The sequence below is a fragment of the Pseudomonas sp. GV047 genome (assembly GCF_003058245.1).
Classification (GTDB): domain Bacteria; phylum Pseudomonadota; class Gammaproteobacteria; order Pseudomonadales; family Pseudomonadaceae; genus Aquipseudomonas; species Aquipseudomonas marginalis.
The window spans coordinates 1-16791 of sequence record NZ_QCWA01000023.1 but is presented as its reverse complement, the minus strand read 5'-3'; the positions used below and the strand labels follow the sequence as shown (position 1 = coordinate 16791).

The following is a 16791-nucleotide window of genomic DNA, read 5'->3' as shown; positions in this document are numbered from 1 at the left end:
CCCCCTCCCACATTTGAACTGCCTTGCCTTATAGCCCGCCCGTACGCTCCGCCAGTGCTTCGAGCAGGTCGGCCGATGGCACGAAAAACAACCCGCCGGTGACCGCCGTGCTGAAGTCGAGCAAGCGGTCGTAGTTGCCTGCCGGGCGGCCGACGAACATGTTTTCCAGCATCTGCTCCAGCGGCTGCGGCGAGCGTGCGTAGCCGATGAAATAGGTGCCGAACTCCCCGGCACCGGGGCGGCCGAAGGGCATGTTGTCGCGCAGGATTTTCACTTCTTCGCCGTTCTCGTCGGTGATCACGGTCAGGGCGCTGTGGGCATTGCTCGGCTTGGCGTCTTCGCCTAACTCGATATCCGACAGCTTGGTGCGCCCGATCACCTTCTCCTGGGCTTCCACCGTCAGGCCGTTCCAGGCGGTCATGTTGTGCAGGTACTTCTGCACCAGCACGTAGCTGCCGCCTTCGAATCCGGGGTCTTCGTCGCCAACGATAGTGAAGCCCACGGCCTTGCGCCCCACCGGGTTCTCGGTGCCGTCGACAAAGCCGATGATGCTGCGCATGTCGAAGTAGCGGAAACCCTGGACTTCATCCACCACCTTCACGCTATCGCCCAACGCTGTCATCAGCTGGGTGGCGAGTTCAAAGCACAGGTCCATCTGCTCGGCGCGGATATGCAGGAGGATGTCGCCGGGCGTCGATAACGCCATGCGCCCTTCCACACCGAACTCGCGAAACGGGTGCAACGCCGCCGGGCGCGGTGCGCCGAACAAGCGGTCCCAGGCCTGCGAGCCAAAGCCGCAGACGCAGGTGAGGTTGCCCGCCGGCACGCGCTTGCCCACCGAACGCACCAGCCCGGCGATGTCTGCGCACCAGGCGCGCACGCCGTCTTCACTGCCAAGGGCGATGGTGGCGACCATAAAGATCGCGCTGCTGGTGATCGGGTGGCAGACGGACTGCGGTTCAAGAGGCGGCTGAACGGAGGAAGTCGGCATGGGGCAAATCCAGGCTAAGGGCGGGAGTGAACCCGCGCAGGTTAGCAGATCATTTCCGGCACGCCTGCCACACGTCGCGAATCAAGGCCTTGAGCTGCAACGCCTCGGCCCAGCGATCACTGATTTCACGCCCGTCGGCACCGGTGATGGCATAGGGCGGCGGGCCCAGTTCGCAGGTGAAGGACAGGCTGTGCGGGGTGTCGGGGCGGGCCAGCCAGTCCTCGATCCCGTAGCGCCACCACTGGGTAAAGCGCTGCACCCAGGCCTGGTGCTGGGGGAACGCCAGCGACACCTGCACCTGTTCACTGCTGGCCACACGACCATGAAAGCCCCAGCTGTGGCGCAGGATCGTGCGGATCTGCTCATCGTCTTCAACGGCGCCGGGCTCGGGCAGCTCGCGCCCGACCACGTAGTGAGACAGGTCGGCCAGCAGCTTCAAATCGGGCATCTGCGCCAGCAGGTCGAGGGTGAACAGCAGGTCGTTGGTGAGGCGATAGCGGTGGGTTTCCAGCAGCACCGGAAAGTCCACCTGCTCGGCCAGGCGTTGCCAGCCTTCGATCAAGCGGGCGGCTTCGGTTTGGGTGCGCGGGCGCACATCGGCTTGCAGGGTGAGGTGGTGGCAGCCATGGCGGCTGATCACATCCAGTGCGGCCGCCAGGTCGTCGACGCTTTGCGGGAACAACTGGCCTTCGATCTGCAGGCCCCGCGCCGTGGCGGCGGCGTGCAGGCGCGCGACATCGGCGGCTTGCCAGTAGTGATCGGTAATGCCGTCGAAACCGGCGGCCTTGATGCGGTCGAGTTGGGCCTCCAGGGGGCCGGGCTCGGTGTGCATCGCCCAGAGGGATTGGAATACCAGGAATTGGCGCATATCAGCCTCGCAGCAGGTGTTTGAGGGACACGTCGGGGTCGACCAGGCTGGCCGCGTTCAGGGCGATGCGCGCGCTGATCAGGCGTTCGCACAGCTTGATGTCCTTGGCCACGCTGTTGCCGGGGCCCCAGCCGCAGGCGCCTTGCAAACGTTGGTCGGCGTCGAGGTAGAACAGCAACAGCCCCGCGCCCGGCAAGGCACGGCTGACGGTCAGCGGCGTGATCACGCCCACAGTCTGCAAGCCCCAGTCGTACTGGTCGGACCAGAAGCCGGGCAGCGCTTCGAACGGCTCCTCACGCCCGAGCATGTTCAATGCGGCATGCCGCCCTTGCGCCTCGGCATTGCGCCAGGTTTCCTGGCGCTGGTACTCACCGCCGAGGCGAAACTCGCACACGTCACCTGCCGCGTAGATGTCCGGCACGCTGGTGCGCAGATGCGCATCGACGCGAATGCCCTGCCCCACCTCCAGCCCCGCCGCCACGGCCAGCTCGATATTCGGTTGCATGCCGATGCCGACCACCACCAGGTCGCAGGGCAGTAACTGCCCGTCCACCAGTTGCACCGCCTCTGCATGGATCGACTCCAACGCCACATTCAAGCGCACGTCGACACCCTGTTGGCGATGCACCTGCAGCAGCGCCTCGGAGATGACCGGCGCCAGCACCCGGCCCGCCAAGCGTGGCCCGGCTTCGAGCACCGTCACCTCACAGCCCAGGCCACGAGCGGTCGCCGCGACTTCCAGGCCGATAAACCCACCGCCGACAATCACCAGCCGCGCTCCGGGCCGCAACGCGGATTTCAGCGCCAGCGCTTCATCGTGGGTGCGCAGGTACAACACGTTGGCCTGCGCCTGGGGCAGACGCCGCGCCCTGCCCCCGGTGGCCAGCAACAGGCCGGCGTAGGACAGCCACTGGCCGTCGGCCAATTGCAGGCGGTGCTGCGGCGGGTCCAGTTCGCGGACCGGGTTACCGGCGATATGTTCGATGCCCAACTCGGCGAGCCGGGCGCTGTCGCACAGGCTGCAGCCGGCCAGGTCCATGCTGCCCTGCAACAGGCCCTTGGACAGGGGCGGCCGCTCATAGGGCACGTGCGGCTCGTCGCCGATCAGGATCAGACGGCCCCTGTAGCCTTCCTCGCGCAGGGTCAGTGCCGCGCGGCCACCGGCATGGCCGGCGCCGACGATGATCAGGGCTGCGTTCATCATCAAGCCGTGACGGCGAGCAACACCCGCCCCGCTTCGACCCGTACCGGGTAGGTCTTGAGGTTGACGCACACCGGCGCGCCCAGGGCCTTGCCCGAGCGATAATCGAAGCGCCCGTTGTGCTTGGGGCACTCGATCACATGGTCCATCACCAGGCCGTCGGCGAGGTGGATTTTCTCGTGGGTGCACAGGCCGGCGGTGGCGAAAAACTCATTGTCCGCCGAGCGGAACACCGCGTAGGTGTGCGCCCCGTGGTCGAAGCGCAGCACGTCTTCCGCGTCTATTTCGCCCACGGCGCAGACGTCGATCCATTGATCGTTCATGGCGTTTTCTCTTGTTCTTGGGTGGGATTCAGCCGGCAGTGGCTTCTGCATGCATCGGGGCCCTGGCGGCCGGTTCAGCGCTGGGGCGGATGGGACGCTGGACGAAGTAAGTCGGATCGCTGCGCTGCTTCCAGATCGTCGGAAGGATCTCCTTGTACGCCTCGAACAGGTTGGCGTACGGCGGCGGGCAGTCGCTGCGGATCTCTTCGTGCAATTGCGCCAAGGCGTGGTACGGCACCATCGGGTACATGTGGTGTTCGAGGTGGTAGTTCATGTCCATGTAGATAAAGCGCAGCACGCGGTTCATGTAGATGGTGCGGCAGTTGCTGCGGTGGTCGAGCACATCTTCGGCCAGGCCCACATGCTGGGTGAGGCCGAACACGTAGCCGAGCCAGGCGCCGTAGATACTTGGCAGCCCAACCAGCATCAGCGGCAGCCAGCTGTGCAGGTACAACGCGGTGCCGATCACCAGCGCATAAATACCGACCCAGATACGCGCAGCGCGGAACACCTTGGGCCACTCGGATTCGGGGATGAAATCCGCCTCCTGGGCACTCATCTGGCCGATGGCATGGCGCGCCACGCCGCTGAAGGTCTTCCAGGCCAGGGGCAGGTTGAACAGGCTGAGAAACATCATCGGCAGGCTAGGCGGGCGTGGCTCGACGATCTCCGGGTCGCGGCCGACGACGATGGTGTCGGTGTGGTGCCGGGCATGGCTCCAGCGCCACACGTGGGGTTCGAAGATGCACATGAAGCTTGCGACCTGGTACAGCACGTCGTTCATCCAGCGGGTCTTGAACGCGGTGCCGTGGCCGGTTTCGTGCCAGCGCGGGTTGGACGCGGTGCCGTACAGCACGCCATAGGCGAGGAAGAACGGCACGCAGGCCCACGTGCCCCAGAACCAGTAGCCGCCGAATCCGGTGGCCAACAGCGCGGCCGCCCAAATAGCAGTGTCGAGCAAGGCCGGGCCGTCGCGGCGTTGCATCAGTTCTTTCATGCGTTTACGGGAAATCGGCGATTGGTACCAACTGGCCGAGACCAGGCCTTTTTCCGCCGCGCGGGCAGCTTCGGGGCCGGTGAGGCTGTAGTCGCGCCGAGCGGTGTGAGCGGTGTGTTCAGGCATTGTTATTGTTCTCCGCAAGCGAGAGGTTTCAGGTGCTTTGCGAAACCAACGATAGAGCGCGGCTAAATCACCCTCAAGGCCTTGAATCCATTCCCTATCAAGCTATCATCCAGGCCCAGCGGGGCTTGATAGTTTTCTATCAAGACGCTCAAGGGGGCTGTCATGAACAACAATAAACGCCCGACCATCGCCACCGTCGCCGCCCATGCGGGCCTCAGCGTGGCCACCGTCGACCGCGTGCTGAATGCGCGCGCGCCAGTCAATCCGCAAACGGCCGAGCAGGTGTTCCAGGCTGCCGAAGCGGTGGGCTATTTTGCTGCACGGTTGATCGGCCAGCGCATACGCGAACGCCGGCCCACCTATCGCTTCGGCATCCTGCTGCTGGGCACCGCCCAGGCGTTCTATGCCCACCTGGCGCAGTCGATCAGCGAGGCGGCGCAGCATCACGCCAGCGCCAACCTGACCTGCCAATTCGACTACATCCACGACCGCACACCCAGCGTCATCGTCGCGCAGATCGAACAACTGGCCGTGCAGTGTGATGCCCTCGCCGTGGTCAGCTTCGCCCACCCGCTGATCAACGCCTGCCTGGCGCAGATCCGCGAGGCCGGTGTGCCGGTGGTGGCCCTGCTTTCGGATATTCACGAGCAAGCCCTGGAACCCTATGTGGGCCAGGACAACCACGTGGTCGGGCGCACCATGGGCTGGCTGCTCGCCCGCACCTGCGGCGCCCGCAAAGGCAGCGTGGGGATCCTGCTCGGCGGCCATCGCTTCCTCGGTCACCAGGCACGGGTCGAAGGCCTGCACAGCTACCTGGCTGAACACGCCCCGGGGCTCAAACCGCTGGAGCCGCTGATCAACCTGGACAACTGCGACATCACCGAAGAAGCCACCCTCGACCTGCTCACCCGCCACACCGACCTGCGCGGCCTGTGCGTGGTGGGTGGCGGTGGCGACGGCATCATCAGCGCCCTGGCGCAACTGCCCAAGCGCCCGGCCTTGTGCTGCATTTTGCAGGAGTCCACGGCGCTGTCACGCCAGGCGCTGAGCCAGGGGTTGATCGATGTGGTGATGGATTCCCAGCCCAGGCAGACGGCGAACGCGCTGGTGCAGTTGCTGGTGGAATTGCAGAGTGCCGAGGGGTTTGATCCGGAGCGGCATCGGGTGTATATCGCGCCGCAGATTGTGACGTCGGAGAACATGTGTGCCTGATACATGGAGATCAAAATGTGGGAGGGGGCTTGCCCCCGATGGCGGTGGATCAGTTAAGTAGATGTCAACTGACACTCCGCTATCGGGGCAAGGGCATCTACGCAACTTTTCAGACCCTGACAAATCTCCCTGTGGCGAGCGGGTTTGTCCCGCGTTGGGCTGCGCAGCAGCCCCAGTCAAGAAGATCGCGGTGTATCAGACACTCTGTAGAGGCTGGTTTTGGGGCTGCTGCGCAGCCCAGCGCGGGACAAGCCCGCTCACCACGACAGCCCTATCCGCCGCGCTTTCAGCGTTGAGCCAACGTTGGGTAGATACCTATGGCTATCGGGGGCAAAACCCCTCCCACATGTCGACCCTATGCGCCGCGAAAATCTGCGGCACTCAACCCGAACCGACTCATCTTGTTGTACAGCCCACCCCGGGACACGTTCAGTTGCCGGGCGGCCAGGCGGATGTTGCCGCCGGTGCTTTTGAGGGCGGCGACGATGGCGTGCATTTCGTGGCTGCTCAGGTCCTGGGCGGGCTGAGGTTCGTGGTGGCGCAGCGTGGCGCGCGGTCTGGTTTCCAGGGGTAGATCGGCCGCCTGGATCAGTTCGCCCGTCGCCAGGTTGGTGGCGCGTTCGATGCTGTTTTCCAGCTCGCGCACATTGCCTGGCCAGGCGTAGGCCGAGAGCAATTCCAGCGCATCCGGGGCAAAGCCCTGTACCGATTTGCGCAGCGAACGGGCGCAGCGCGTGAGGAAGTGCCGCGCCAGCAACGGGATGTCTTCACGGCGCATGCGCAGCGGCGGTACGGTCAGGTTCAGGACGTTGAGGCGGTAGTAGAGGTCTTCACGGAACGCCCCTTCGGCCACCGCCTGGCTGAGGTTGCGGTGGGTGGCGGCAATGATCCTTACGTCCACGGGCCGTGAACTTTTCGCGCCGACGCGGGTAATTTCGCCTTCCTGCAACACCCGCAGCAGGCTGACCTGAGCGTCGAAGGACATATCGCCAATCTCATCCAGAAAGATGGTGCCGCCATCCGCCAGTTCAAACTTGCCCGCCGACCCGCCCCGGGCCGAGCCGGTGAATGCGCCTTCGACGTGCCCGAACAGCTCGCTCTGCACCAGGTCCCGTGGGATCGCGCCGCAGTTGACCGCCACGAACGGACCGTTGGCGCGGTCGCTGGCGTTGTGGATGGCCTGGGCGAACAGCTCCTTGCCGGTGCCGCTTTCGCCGAGGATCAGGGTGGTGGATTCACTGCGACTGGCGATGCGTCCCAGGTGCAGCGCGTCCTGGATCGCCCGCGACGTGCCCTGGATGGTATCGAAGGTGTAGCGCGCCTGGGTGCTGATGATGCGCCGGGTGATTTCACGGATGCGGCGGTTTTCGCGCAGGGACACGATCACCCCGCCCTGCTCCAGCGGGCACACCGAGACCAGGCAGGCGAGCTGGCTGCGGTCGTGCAGGTGGAAGGTGCAATCGAGGTCACGCACCGGCTCACCGCCGCGTAAAAGCATGGCGTCACTCAATTCACTGCGGCCCAGGCGCTGGAAGGGGCTGCCGATCAGCTCCAGCCCCACCCCGAACAGTTGCCGGGCATAACGATTGAGCGCCTTGATGCAGCCACGCTCATCGAGCACCACCAGGCCTTCGTTAAGCACTTCGAGCACGGTTTGCTGCTCTTCCAACAGCGCTTGCAGGGCCATCTGGCGGGAGACCGCTTCGGCAGCCGCTTGTACGGTACCGAGGGTGTGAAAATGAAACCAGCCGGGTTCGGCGGTGAGGGTCAGCATCGCCAGGGTCTGGCCCTGGGCATTCCTGATCGGCGCGGCGGCGCAGTGCATACGGCGTTGGCGCAGGCCGCTGCCGAAGTTCTCCTCGGCCAGCACGTACACCAGGCGGTCTTCGGCCAGGGCCAGGCCGGTGCAGTTGGTGCCCTGGACCGATTCGAGCAGGCGGCTGCCGACGGGGGTGATGTCCAGCCCGCAGAAATACAGGGTGGTGCCCTCGGCGTCGGTGAGGTTGATATGGCCGCGAGGGTTGTAGGCCAACAAGCCGTGCATGACCTGCGCGGCGGCGGCGATCAGGACGCGGTGGGTGGCCAGGGTGGCAGCAAGATCGTGGGGCGCCACGAAGCGGTACTGGCTGTCATCCGGGTCGATACCCGCCTCTACGCTGCGGCGCCAGGAATCCCAGATCACCTGCCGCACCTCGGCCGGGCGCTGCACCCGCCCGGCCAGGCACGCGCGCCACGCCTGTTCCAGCGCAGCAACCGGGCCGTCGTTCAGCGCCGCAGGCCCCAGGGCCGCCAGGTAGTCGAGGTCTTGTACGCTGAACGCCATGCTCATCGGGCGGTATCCATGTTCATGTTTTTGACATGTCAGTATAGGCATGTCATCAGAATGAACACATTTTGTTTATTGTATTTTATAAAGCCTTAATTATCAGACAGTTATAAATTGGCATAACCTTTGCTCCAGCCCCTTTGCCAGCCAGGGCTGTCCTGCGGCCAACAATAAAAAGGGGTTATTTCATGAGTACACAGAACATCCGCCTGGGCTTGATCGGTGCAGGTCGCATGGGCAGCTTCCACGGCCTGACCGCTGCGCGACACATCCCCGGCGCAACCCTCGCCGCCATCGCCGACCCCACTCCCGGCCAAGCCGCACGCCTGGCGGCCGAACTGGGCGTGGACAAGGTCTACACCGACCCACAGCAGCTGCTCGACGACCCGGACATCGACGGCGTCCTCATCGCCGCCCCCGCCCGCAGCCACGCCGAACTGGTGATCAGCGCCGCCCGCGCCGGCAAGGGGATCTTCTGCGAAAAACCCATGGCCATCACCCTCGACGAAGCCGACCGCGCCATTGCCGCCGCGGCCGATGCGCGCGTGCCGCTGCAGGTCGGTTTCAATCGGCGTTTCGCCAAGAGCTTCCGCACGGCCCACCTCGACGTGGCGGCCGGCCGCATCGGCACGCCGCAGTTGTTGCGCTCGCTGACCCGCGACCCGGCACTCAACAACCCGGCCAATTCGCCGCAATGGGTGATCTTCCTGGAAACCCTGATCCACGACTTCGACACCCTGCGCTACCTCAACCCCGGTGCCGAAGCGGTGCAGGTGTATGTGATGGCCGACGCATTGATCGCGCCGGAGTACAAAAGCAAAGGCTTCCTCGACACCGCCGTGGTCGCGATCCGCTTCGACAACGGCGCCATCGCCACCGCCGAGGCCAACTTCCAGGCGGTGTACGGCTACGACGTGCGCGGCGAAGTGTTCGGCAGCGCCGGCATGCTGAGCATGGGCAGCCTCAACGACTCCGACCTGGTGCGCTACCTGGCCGAGGGCATCCAGGCCGACACCCAGCGCATGGACACCGACCTGCTGCGCGACGCCTACATCGCCGAACTCAACCACTTTGTCGACTGCCTGCGCAGCGGCGCCAAGCCCATGGCCAGTGGCGAAGACGCGCGCGCCGCCCTGGCGATTGCCCGTGCCTGCATCGAGTCGTTCCAGACCGGCAAGGCCGTGGCCGTGCAGGGAGCCCGCTGATGAGCCCGTTCAAACTGGCGATCAGTGCCGAGATGGTGTTTCTCGACCTGCCCTTCGTCGAGCGCGTGAAGCGCATCCATGCACTGGGTTTCAGTGCCGAAATCTGGAACTGGACCAATAAAGACATCAGCGCCCTGGCCGCCACCGGCGCCGATTTCACTTCGATGACCGGCTATATCAGCGGCACCCTCACCGACCCCGACGGCATCCGCCAACTGCTCGACAGTGCGCGCGAATCCATCGGCGTCGCCGAGCGCCTGAACTGCCCCAGCCTCAACCTGCACGGCACCGGACTCGGTGACGGCGGCCTGCCGGTGCAGCCCGTGGGCCAGACCACCGGGCGCATGTGGCTGAGCGCGTGCAAGGCGCTGGAAAAGATCGCGCGCCTGGGCGAAGACGCCGGCCGCGTGTTCCTGCTGGAAAACCTCAACACCGAGGTCGACCACCCCGGCACCCCGTTCGCCCGCGCCGACGACACCCTGGCGCTGATCGAAGCCGTGGGCAGCCCGCACCTGAAAATGAACCTGGACCTGTACCACGCGCAGATCGGCGAAGGAAACCTGATCGAGCTGATCCAGCGCGCAGGCAGCGCCATCGGTGAAATCCAGGTGGCCGACGTGCCCGGACGCCAGGAGCCCGGCACCGGCGAAATCCACTACCCGGCCATAGCCAGGGCCCTGCACGCCATGGGTTACAACGGCGTGGTCGGCCTCGAAGGCTGGGCCAGCGGCGACAGCGAGTTGGCCCTGGAGCGTTTCCGTCAAGCGTTCACCCTATAACAATAAAAGGAACACCCTCATGCATCGCTATTCATTGCTTGTTGCTGCGTTTTTACTGCTGTTCAGCCAATGGACCTTCGCCGCGTATCGCATCGGCGTGAGCATCGCGCGGGTCGACGATAACTTCATGACCTACGTGCGCACCGGCCTGGAAAATGCCGCCAAGCAACAGGACGTGCAGATCCAGTTCGAAGACGCCCAGGGCGACGTGGTGCGCCAGCTCAACCAGGTCGAAGGCTTTCTCAACCAGAAAGTCGACGCCGTGATCGTGCTGCCGGTGGACACCGCCGCCACCGCCAACATGACCCGCGCCGCCGTGGCGGCCAAGACGCCACTGGTGTACGTCAACCGCCACCCGGATGAGCGCACCTTGCCCAAGGGCGTGGTCACCGTGGCATCCAACGATATCGAGGCCGGGCAATTGCAGATGCGCTACCTCGCGGAAAAGCTCGGCGGCAAAGGCAATGTGGCTATCATCATGGGCGACCTCGCGCAGAACGCCACCCATGACCGCACCGAAGGCGTCAAGCAGGTGCTCAAGGACTTTCCCGGCATCAAGGTGGTGGAGCAGCAAAGCGCCGAGTGGCAACGCAACAAGGGCATGGACCTGACCAGCAACTGGCTGCTGGCCGGCACGCAGTTCGATGCGATTGTGGCCAATAACGATGAAATGGCGATTGGCGCGGCCATGGCCTTGCAACAGGCGGGCAAGGCCAAGGGCGAGATTGCGATTATCGGCATCGACGGCTTGCCCGACGGTCTGGCGGCGATCAAGCGCGGCATGCTCACGGCGTCGGTATTCCAGGACCCCAAGGCCCAGGCCACTCAGGCAGTGCAGTCGGCGATCAGGATGATCAAGGGCGAGCCGATCGAGTCCGAGGTGTGGGTGCCGTTCGAGCTCATCAAGCCCGAACAGGTGGCGGTGTTCGAACAGCGCTACAAGTAAATCGAAGATAAGGCGATCAAAATGTGGGAGTGGGCTTGCCCCCCGATGGCAGTGGGTCAGTTGATACATCCGTGACTGATCCACCGCTATCGGGGGCAAGCCCCCTCCCACACTTGGATCTCAATCAGTCCAGGTCACTTGCATCATGGCGCTCGGGCAACTGTTCCTCGCCCGACACCCGATTCACCCGCCGCCCACGCTGCACCGCCGGCCGCGCCTCAATCGCGTCCGCCCAGCGCTGTACGTGCTTGTACTCGTGCACCGAGAGAAACTCCGCCGCCCCATACAAGCGGCCTTTGACCAGCCCGCCGTACCACGGCCAGATGGCGATATCGGCGATGGTGTATTCATCCCCGGCGATGTATTCGCTCACGGCCAGGCGCTGGTCCAGCACATCCAGTTGGCGCTTGGTTTCCATGGCAAAGCGGTTGATCGGGTATTCCATCTTGCTCGGCGCATAGGCATAGAAATGCCCGAAGCCGCCGCCCAGGTAGGGCGCGCTGCCCATCTGCCAGAACAACCACGACAGGCATTCCGCGCGGGCCGCCGGCTCGGTGGGGAAGAAGGCGCCGAACTTCTCGGCCAGGTACTGCAGGATCGCGCCGGATTCGAACACGCGAATCGGCTGGACGCCGCTATGGTCCATCAAGGCCGGGATCTTCGAGTTCGGGTTGACCCCGACAAAGCCGCTGCCGAACTGGTCGCCGTCGCCGATCTTGATCAGCCAGGCGTCGTATTCCGCGCCGCTGTGCCCCAGGGCCAGCAGTTCCTCGAGCAGGATGGTGACCTTCTGCCCATTGGGCGTGGCCAGGGAATACAGCTGCAGCGGATGCTTGCCGACCGGCAATTGCTTTTCATGGGTGGCGCCGGCGATGGGCCGGTTGATGCTGGCGAAGGTGCCGCCACTTTCGGCGTCCCAGGTCCAGACCTTGGGTGGGACATAGCTGGATGAATCGGTCATGCTCACTGCTCCTGAGGCGCTTGGGATGGATGAATTCAAAGCGCATCTTACCGATTGGCTCACATTCAGATACCCCCACATGGCCGACAGACTTGAAGATATTCTCGCCAAACACCTGAAGGTCGTGTTCTGCGGCATAAACCCCGGCAAGGGTTCCGCCGCCCTCGGCCTGCATTTCGCCAACCGCAGCAACCGCTTCTGGCGCACCCTGCACCTGGCCGGCTTCACGCCCCATGAAATCCGCCCCGAACACGGGCGTACGCTGCTGCACTACCACTGCGGCCTGACCACGTTGGTGGAACGTCCCACGGCCAGCGCGGGCGAATTGGCACGGCATGAGTTCACCCAGGCCGCGACGGGCTTTGAACACAAGATCCGCCACTGCGCGCCGCGCTTCGTGGCGTTCATGGGCAAGTCCGGCTACAGCGCGTTGAGCGGCCAACGCGAGATCGCCTGGGGCTTGCAGCCAAAGGTGCTGGGCGGTGCGTCAGTGTGGGTGCTGCCCAATCCCAGCGGACGCAACCTGGCGTTCAGCCTGGAGCAGCTGGTGCAGGCGTATCAACAATTGCGCCGGGCGACCGAGTGCCCTTAATCTCTTGGGCTCGTCACCCTGACAGCAATGGAGGCTTCATGAAACTGATCGGCATGCTGGACTCGCCCTACGTGCGCCGCGTGGCTATTTCCCTGGACCTGTACGGGGTGGATTTCGTGCATGAACCCCTGTCCGTGTTCCGCACCTTCGACGAATTTGCGCAGATCAACCCGGTGGTCAAGGCCCCTACCCTGGTGCTGGACGATGGCACGGTGTTGATGGACTCCAGCCTGATCCTGGAGTACCTGGAAACCCTGGCCCCGGCTGACAGGAAGCTGTTGCCCCGGCAACCTGCGGCACTGGCCAAGGACTTGCACGTTCTGGGACTGGCGCTGGCAGCCTGCGAGAAGAGCGTGCAGATCGTCTATGAACACAACCTGCGCCCGGCCGAGAAGCTGCATGCGCCATGGCTTGAGCGCGTGAGCGGGCAATTGCTTGCGGCCTATGGGTTGCTGGACAAGCAATTGGGCGACAGCGAAGCATTGACCCAGGCGTCGATTACGGCGGCGGTGGCCTGGTCGTTCAGCCAGTTCACCGTGGCATCGGTGGTCAAGGCGGATGCATTTCCCAACCTGCAACGGCATGCCGAAAGGCTGGAGCAGCATCCGGCGTTCAGGCGTTACCCCATCGCCTAAGCACAGCAGTTCAAATGTGGGAGGGGGCTTGCCGCCGATAAGGGTGGATCAGTTATAGAAGTACTGCCTGAACCACCGCTATCGGGGGCAAGCCCCCTCCCACATTGATTTGGGTTGCCTGAACTGACGTGTTCGGCTCAGACCCAGCCGCCATCCACAATAAAGTTCTGCGCCGAACACATCGCCGAGGCATCGGACGCGAGAAACAGCGCCATATTGGCGATGTGTTCCGGCAGTACGCTGCCGGGCAGGCACTGGCTGCGGCTGATCAGTTCCTTGGCGGCGTCATCCACCCACATGGCCAGCTGTTTTTCGGTCATCACCCAGCCCGGCACCAGTGTGTTCACCCGGATACGGTTCGGCCCCAGTTCCCGTGCCAGCGCGCGGGTCATGCCGTGGGCGGCGGCCTTGCTGGCGGCGTACACCGGGTAGCCGGCGGAGGCCATCATCCAGCCGACGGAGCCGAGGTTGATGATCGAGCCGCTGCCGGCGCGTTTCATCATCGGCACCACGGCCTTGGCGGCAAAGAAGGCGTGTTTGAGGTTGACTGAGATCAGCTTGTCGAAGGTTTCCGAATCGACTTCTTCCAGGGTGTGGCGCACGTCATTGGCGGCGTTGTTCACCAGTACGCTGATCGGCCCCAGGGAATGTTCGAAGCGCCCTATGGCCGCCTTGTAGGCGATTTCATCGGTGATGTCGCAACACACGAACTCCACGGCATGCCCCTGGGAACTCAACAACGCCGCCAGGCGTTCGCCCTGGCTTTGCGCGCGGTCCACAAACCCGACCTTGGCACCCTGCACGGCGAAGGCGCGCACCATGAATTCGCCGATCCCCGAGGCGCCCCCGGAAATCAGTACGGTCTTGCCCTTGAGGTCGGGATAAACGGCGTGTTCAGTACTCATAAAAGGATGCCTCGATCAATTAGTCTTATTTTATTTTACGAAATCGGCTTTAAAGGCTATAAATTCGCTGTCCAACCGACAAAATATCGCTATTAGTAGAACTATTCCACTCAAAACAACAAAAGGAAGTTCGACCATGAAGCACCCTCGATACCTGCTGTCCGGCCTGGCGCTGTCCATGCTGATCGCCAGCGGCGGCGCCCAGGCGGCCGGCCTGAGCAGCGAGCAAAAACCTTTCGGTAAAACCAACGACGGCACCGCCGTCGAACAGTACATCCTGCGCAACAGCCACGGCATGCAAGCCACGGTGATCACCTACGGCGGCGTGTTGCAGTCGCTGAAAGTGCCGGACAAAAACGGCAAGGTCGACGACGTGGTGCTGGGCTTTGACGACGTGCAAGGCTATCAAGCCGGTACGGCGTTTTTCGGCGCAACCATCGGCCGCTTCGGCAATCGCCTGGCCGGCGGTGCCTTTGAACTCGATGGCAAGCGCTTCCAGGTGCCGCTCAACGACGGCCCCAACTCACTGCATGGCGGCGCCCAGGGCTTCGACAAGCAGGTGTGGAAGGCCGAGCCGGTCAAGGACAAGGACTCGGTCGGCGTGAAGCTGAGCTACCTGTCCAAGGACGGCGAGATGGGCTTTCCCGGTAATTTGAAAACCGAAGTCACCTATCGCCTCAACGACAGGAACGAACTGCACATCGACTACAAGGCCACCACCGACAAGCCGACGGTACTCAACCTCACCAATCACAGCTACTTCAACCTGGCCGGTGCGGGTAACGGCGACATCCTCAAGCACGTCGCTACATTGCATGCCAGCCATTACACGCCGGTGAATGCCACCTTGATTCCTACCGGCGAACTCGCGCCGGTCAAGGGCACGCCGATGGACTTCCTCAAGCCCACCTCGGTCGGCCAGCACATCAAGGAAGATCACCCGCAGCTCAAATTTGCCGAGCCGAAACAGGGTGGGTTTGACTTCAACTGGGCGCTGGACACCAAGGGCGACGTCAAGCAACTTGCCGCCGAGGTGCACGACCCGGCGTCAGGCCGGCGCTTGCAGCTCTACACCAGCGAACCGGGCGTGCAGTTCTATACCAGCAACTTCCTGGATGGTTCGGTGAAGGGCAAAGGTGGCAAGACCTATCTGCACTGGAGCGGGTTTACCTTGGAGACCCAGCACTTTCCGGATGCGCCTAACCAACCGACGTTTGCCTCGACCCGTTTGAATCCAGGGCAGACGTATACCCAGAACACCGTCTTCAAGTTCTCCGCCGATTAAAACCGCTTTACTGTGGGAGGGGGCTTGCCCCCGATTGCGGAGTGTCAGTCTGCATATTTGCTTCTGATACACCGCCATCGGGGGCAAGCCCCCTCCCACATTTTGAGCCTCACATGACAAGGGGTTCAGCGTTGTTTCATGCGGTCGATGACCACCGCCAGCAGCAGGATCGAACCGCGGATCACATACTGGTAGAAGGTGTCGATGTTCTTCAGGTTCATCGCGTTCTCGATGATCGCCAAAATCAACACCCCGGCGATCACGTGACGGATCATGCCGATGCCGCCGCTCAACGACACCCCGCCCAGCACGCAGGCGGAGATCACCGTCAGCTCGAAGCCCTGGCCGATCATCGGCTGGCCCGAGGTCATGCGCGAGGCGAGGATCACCCCGGCCAATGCGCCGATCAGGCCGTGCACGGCGAAGATCAGGATCTTGGTGCGGTCGACATTCACCCCCGCCAGCAACGCCGCTTCCGGGTTGCCGCCGATGGCCATGGTGTTGCGCCCGTAGGTGGTGTAGTTGAGCAGCCAGCCGAAAAACAGGAAGCACACGATGGTGATCAGGATCGGCACCGGTACGCCCAACAGTTGGCCGTTACCGAAGATAAAGAACTGGTCCTGGGATACGCCCACCGCCTTGCCGTCGGCAAAGATATAGGCCAGGCCGCGCACGATCTGCATGGTCGCCAGGGTGGTGATCAACGCATTGACCCGCAGCTTGGCGATCACGATGCCGTTGATCAGCCCCACGATCAGGCCCATCAGCAACGCCGCGCCGATGCCCAGCATGACGCTGTCGGTGTCGCGCATCACAATCGCCGCCACCACGCCGGCGCAGGCGATCACCGAGCCCACCGACAGGTCGAAGTGCCCCGATGCCAGGCAGAACAGCATGGTGCAGGCGGCAATGCCCACGGTGGAAATCGCCAGGCCCAGGCCACGCATGTTCAACGGCGAAAGGAAGTTATCGATGAGCAAGGCGCACAGGACAAAGATGCCCACCGCCGCCAGCAGCATCGCCCAGTTGTCGAGCAGTGCGCGCATATCGAGGGGTTTGCGTGCCGTCGGCAGCGCGTTGTTTTGAGTGGTCATGGTCTTCTCTCAGTTCGCCAGGCCGCGCGGCAGGGCCAGTTGCAGCAGGTTGGATTCAGTCGCGTGTTCACGGGTTTGTTCGCCGCGCATCGCGCCTTCGCACAGCACCAGGATGCGATCGGAGATGCCCATCACTTCCATGAGGTCGCTGGACACCACGATCACCGCAATGCCATCGGCCGCGAGGTTATGGATAATCTGGTAGATCTCGGCCTTGGCGCCGATGTCGATACCACGAGTCGGTTCGTCGAGCAGCAGCACCTTCATCGGCATCGACAGCCAGCGGCCGAGAATGGCTTTCTGCTGGTTGCCGCCGGACAGGTACATGATCTTTTGCGCGGCGGT

The 16791-nt window shown here is 63.6% G+C and carries 16 protein-coding genes and 1 pseudogene; 7 read left to right on the top strand and 10 right to left on the bottom strand.

The window, feature by feature from the left end:
- Window positions 1-28 precede the first annotated feature (28 nt).
- Genes C8K58_RS31440 through C8K58_RS31420 form a run of 5 tightly spaced genes read right to left on the bottom strand, consistent with a single transcriptional unit; the run spans window position 29 to window position 4506 of the window.
- A complete protein-coding gene (locus C8K58_RS31440; protein ID WP_027607572.1) occupies window positions 29-991 on the bottom strand; it encodes a Dyp-type peroxidase in 963 nt (320 codons plus the stop codon).
- 49 nt (window positions 992-1040) lie between these two features.
- Window positions 1041-1859: a sugar phosphate isomerase/epimerase gene (locus C8K58_RS31435; RefSeq protein WP_027607573.1), complete on the bottom strand. Its 819-nt coding sequence runs from the start codon at window positions 1857-1859 to the stop codon at window positions 1041-1043.
- A 1-nt stretch (window position 1860) separates the two neighbouring features.
- Window positions 1861-3060 carry an NAD(P)/FAD-dependent oxidoreductase gene (locus C8K58_RS31430; RefSeq protein ID WP_027607574.1) on the bottom strand — a complete coding sequence of 400 codons (1200 nt, stop codon included), beginning with the start codon at window positions 3058-3060 and terminating at the stop codon, window positions 1861-1863.
- Window positions 3061-3062: 2 nt separating this feature from the next.
- Window positions 3063-3383, bottom strand: a complete 321-nt coding sequence (locus tag C8K58_RS31425; RefSeq protein ID WP_027607575.1) for a MocE family 2Fe-2S type ferredoxin — start codon at window positions 3381-3383, stop codon at window positions 3063-3065.
- Window positions 3384-3411: 28 nt separating this feature from the next.
- Window positions 3412-4506: a fatty acid desaturase family protein gene (locus C8K58_RS31420; RefSeq protein WP_027607576.1), complete on the bottom strand. Its 1095-nt coding sequence runs from the start codon at window positions 4504-4506 to the stop codon at window positions 3412-3414.
- A 162-nt stretch (window positions 4507-4668) separates the two neighbouring features.
- Between C8K58_RS31420 and C8K58_RS31415 the strand changes: the two genes are divergently transcribed.
- Window positions 4669-5718 carry a LacI family DNA-binding transcriptional regulator gene (locus C8K58_RS31415; RefSeq protein ID WP_027607577.1) on the top strand — a complete coding sequence of 350 codons (1050 nt, stop codon included), beginning with the start codon at window positions 4669-4671 and terminating at the stop codon, window positions 5716-5718.
- 355 nt (window positions 5719-6073) lie between these two features.
- Here C8K58_RS31415 and C8K58_RS31410 read toward each other — a convergent pair whose 3' ends face one another.
- Window positions 6074-8047, bottom strand: coding sequence for a sigma-54-dependent Fis family transcriptional regulator (locus tag C8K58_RS31410; RefSeq protein ID WP_027607578.1), 1974 nt, complete (start codon window positions 8045-8047; stop codon window positions 6074-6076).
- 185 nt (window positions 8048-8232) lie between these two features.
- Here C8K58_RS31410 and C8K58_RS31405 point away from each other — a divergent pair, with 185 nt between their 5' ends.
- From C8K58_RS31405 to C8K58_RS31395, 3 genes are read left to right on the top strand one after another with little or no spacing between them, the layout of a single operon-like run.
- Window positions 8233-9249, top strand: coding sequence for a Gfo/Idh/MocA family oxidoreductase (locus tag C8K58_RS31405; RefSeq protein ID WP_027607579.1), 1017 nt, complete (start codon window positions 8233-8235; stop codon window positions 9247-9249).
- Window positions 9249-10028 carry a TIM barrel protein gene (locus C8K58_RS31400; protein ID WP_027607580.1) on the top strand — a complete coding sequence of 260 codons (780 nt, stop codon included), beginning with the start codon at window positions 9249-9251 and terminating at the stop codon, window positions 10026-10028. The genes C8K58_RS31405 and C8K58_RS31400 overlap by 1 nt, the downstream gene beginning before the upstream one ends.
- A gap of 19 nt (window positions 10029-10047) precedes the next feature.
- Entirely contained in the window at window positions 10048-10974 is a 927-nt protein-coding gene (locus C8K58_RS31395; RefSeq protein WP_027607581.1) for a sugar ABC transporter substrate-binding protein, read from the top strand.
- Between the two features lie 124 nt (window positions 10975-11098).
- On the opposite strand, the gene yghU is transcribed toward C8K58_RS31395, so the two are convergent.
- Window positions 11099-11935 carry a glutathione-dependent disulfide-bond oxidoreductase gene (gene yghU, locus C8K58_RS31390; protein ID WP_027607582.1) on the bottom strand — a complete coding sequence of 279 codons (837 nt, stop codon included), beginning with the start codon at window positions 11933-11935 and terminating at the stop codon, window positions 11099-11101.
- Between the two features lie 79 nt (window positions 11936-12014).
- Here yghU and mug point away from each other — a divergent pair, with 79 nt between their 5' ends.
- Together mug and C8K58_RS31380 are read left to right on the top strand one after the other, a co-directional pair.
- Window positions 12015-12527: a G/U mismatch-specific DNA glycosylase gene (gene mug, locus C8K58_RS31385; RefSeq protein WP_027607583.1), complete on the top strand. Its 513-nt coding sequence runs from the start codon at window positions 12015-12017 to the stop codon at window positions 12525-12527.
- Between the two features lie 38 nt (window positions 12528-12565).
- The gene (locus C8K58_RS31380; RefSeq protein WP_027607584.1) at window positions 12566-13162 is read left to right on the top strand and encodes a glutathione S-transferase family protein; all 597 of its coding nucleotides are present in this window, start codon (window positions 12566-12568) and stop codon (window positions 13160-13162) included.
- Between the two features lie 137 nt (window positions 13163-13299).
- On the opposite strand, the gene C8K58_RS31375 is transcribed toward C8K58_RS31380, so the two are convergent.
- Window positions 13300-14067, bottom strand: a complete 768-nt coding sequence (locus C8K58_RS31375) for an SDR family NAD(P)-dependent oxidoreductase (protein ID WP_027607585.1) — start codon at window positions 14065-14067, stop codon at window positions 13300-13302.
- 136 nt (window positions 14068-14203) lie between these two features.
- Between C8K58_RS31375 and C8K58_RS31370 the strand changes: the two genes are divergently transcribed.
- A complete protein-coding gene (locus C8K58_RS31370; RefSeq protein ID WP_027607586.1) occupies window positions 14204-15352 on the top strand; it encodes an aldose epimerase family protein in 1149 nt (382 codons plus the stop codon).
- 125 nt (window positions 15353-15477) lie between these two features.
- Here C8K58_RS31370 and araH read toward each other — a convergent pair whose 3' ends face one another.
- Both araH and araG read right to left on the bottom strand, forming a co-directional pair.
- Window positions 15478-16446, bottom strand: a complete 969-nt coding sequence (gene araH, locus C8K58_RS31365) for an L-arabinose ABC transporter permease AraH (protein ID WP_027607587.1) — start codon at window positions 16444-16446, stop codon at window positions 15478-15480.
- A 9-nt stretch (window positions 16447-16455) separates the two neighbouring features.
- Window positions 16456-16791: pseudogene (gene araG, locus C8K58_RS31360) on the bottom strand (L-arabinose ABC transporter ATP-binding protein AraG); the annotation flags it as partial.

Excerpts from the sequence above, each read along its gene's own strand:
- C8K58_RS31420 (WP_027607576.1), bottom strand. The coding sequence starts at position 4,506 with ATGCCTGAACACACCGCTCACACCGCTCGGCGCGACTACAGCCTCACC.
- yghU (WP_027607582.1), bottom strand. The coding sequence starts at position 11,935 with ATGACCGATTCATCCAGCTATGTCCCACCCAAGGTCTGGACCTGGGAC.
- C8K58_RS31410 (WP_027607578.1), bottom strand. The coding sequence starts at position 8,047 with ATGAGCATGGCGTTCAGCGTACAAGACCTCGACTACCTGGCGGCCCTG.
- C8K58_RS31440 (WP_027607572.1), bottom strand. The coding sequence starts at position 991 with ATGCCGACTTCCTCCGTTCAGCCGCCTCTTGAACCGCAGTCCGTCTGC.
- C8K58_RS31425 (WP_027607575.1), bottom strand. The coding sequence starts at position 3,383 with ATGAACGATCAATGGATCGACGTCTGCGCCGTGGGCGAAATAGACGCG.
- C8K58_RS31430 (WP_027607574.1), bottom strand. The coding sequence starts at position 3,060 with ATGAACGCAGCCCTGATCATCGTCGGCGCCGGCCATGCCGGTGGCCGC.
- C8K58_RS31395 (WP_027607581.1), top strand. The coding sequence starts at position 10,048 with ATGCATCGCTATTCATTGCTTGTTGCTGCGTTTTTACTGCTGTTCAGC.
- C8K58_RS31435 (WP_027607573.1), bottom strand. The coding sequence starts at position 1,859 with ATGCGCCAATTCCTGGTATTCCAATCCCTCTGGGCGATGCACACCGAG.
- C8K58_RS31380 (WP_027607584.1), top strand. The coding sequence starts at position 12,566 with ATGAAACTGATCGGCATGCTGGACTCGCCCTACGTGCGCCGCGTGGCT.
- mug (WP_027607583.1), top strand. The coding sequence starts at position 12,015 with ATGGCCGACAGACTTGAAGATATTCTCGCCAAACACCTGAAGGTCGTG.
- C8K58_RS31375 (WP_027607585.1), bottom strand. The coding sequence starts at position 14,067 with ATGAGTACTGAACACGCCGTTTATCCCGACCTCAAGGGCAAGACCGTA.
- araH (WP_027607587.1), bottom strand. The coding sequence starts at position 16,446 with ATGACCACTCAAAACAACGCGCTGCCGACGGCACGCAAACCCCTCGAT.
- C8K58_RS31415 (WP_027607577.1), top strand. The coding sequence starts at position 4,669 with ATGAACAACAATAAACGCCCGACCATCGCCACCGTCGCCGCCCATGCG.
- C8K58_RS31370 (WP_027607586.1), top strand. The coding sequence starts at position 14,204 with ATGAAGCACCCTCGATACCTGCTGTCCGGCCTGGCGCTGTCCATGCTG.
- C8K58_RS31400 (WP_027607580.1), top strand. The coding sequence starts at position 9,249 with ATGAGCCCGTTCAAACTGGCGATCAGTGCCGAGATGGTGTTTCTCGAC.
- C8K58_RS31405 (WP_027607579.1), top strand. The coding sequence starts at position 8,233 with ATGAGTACACAGAACATCCGCCTGGGCTTGATCGGTGCAGGTCGCATG.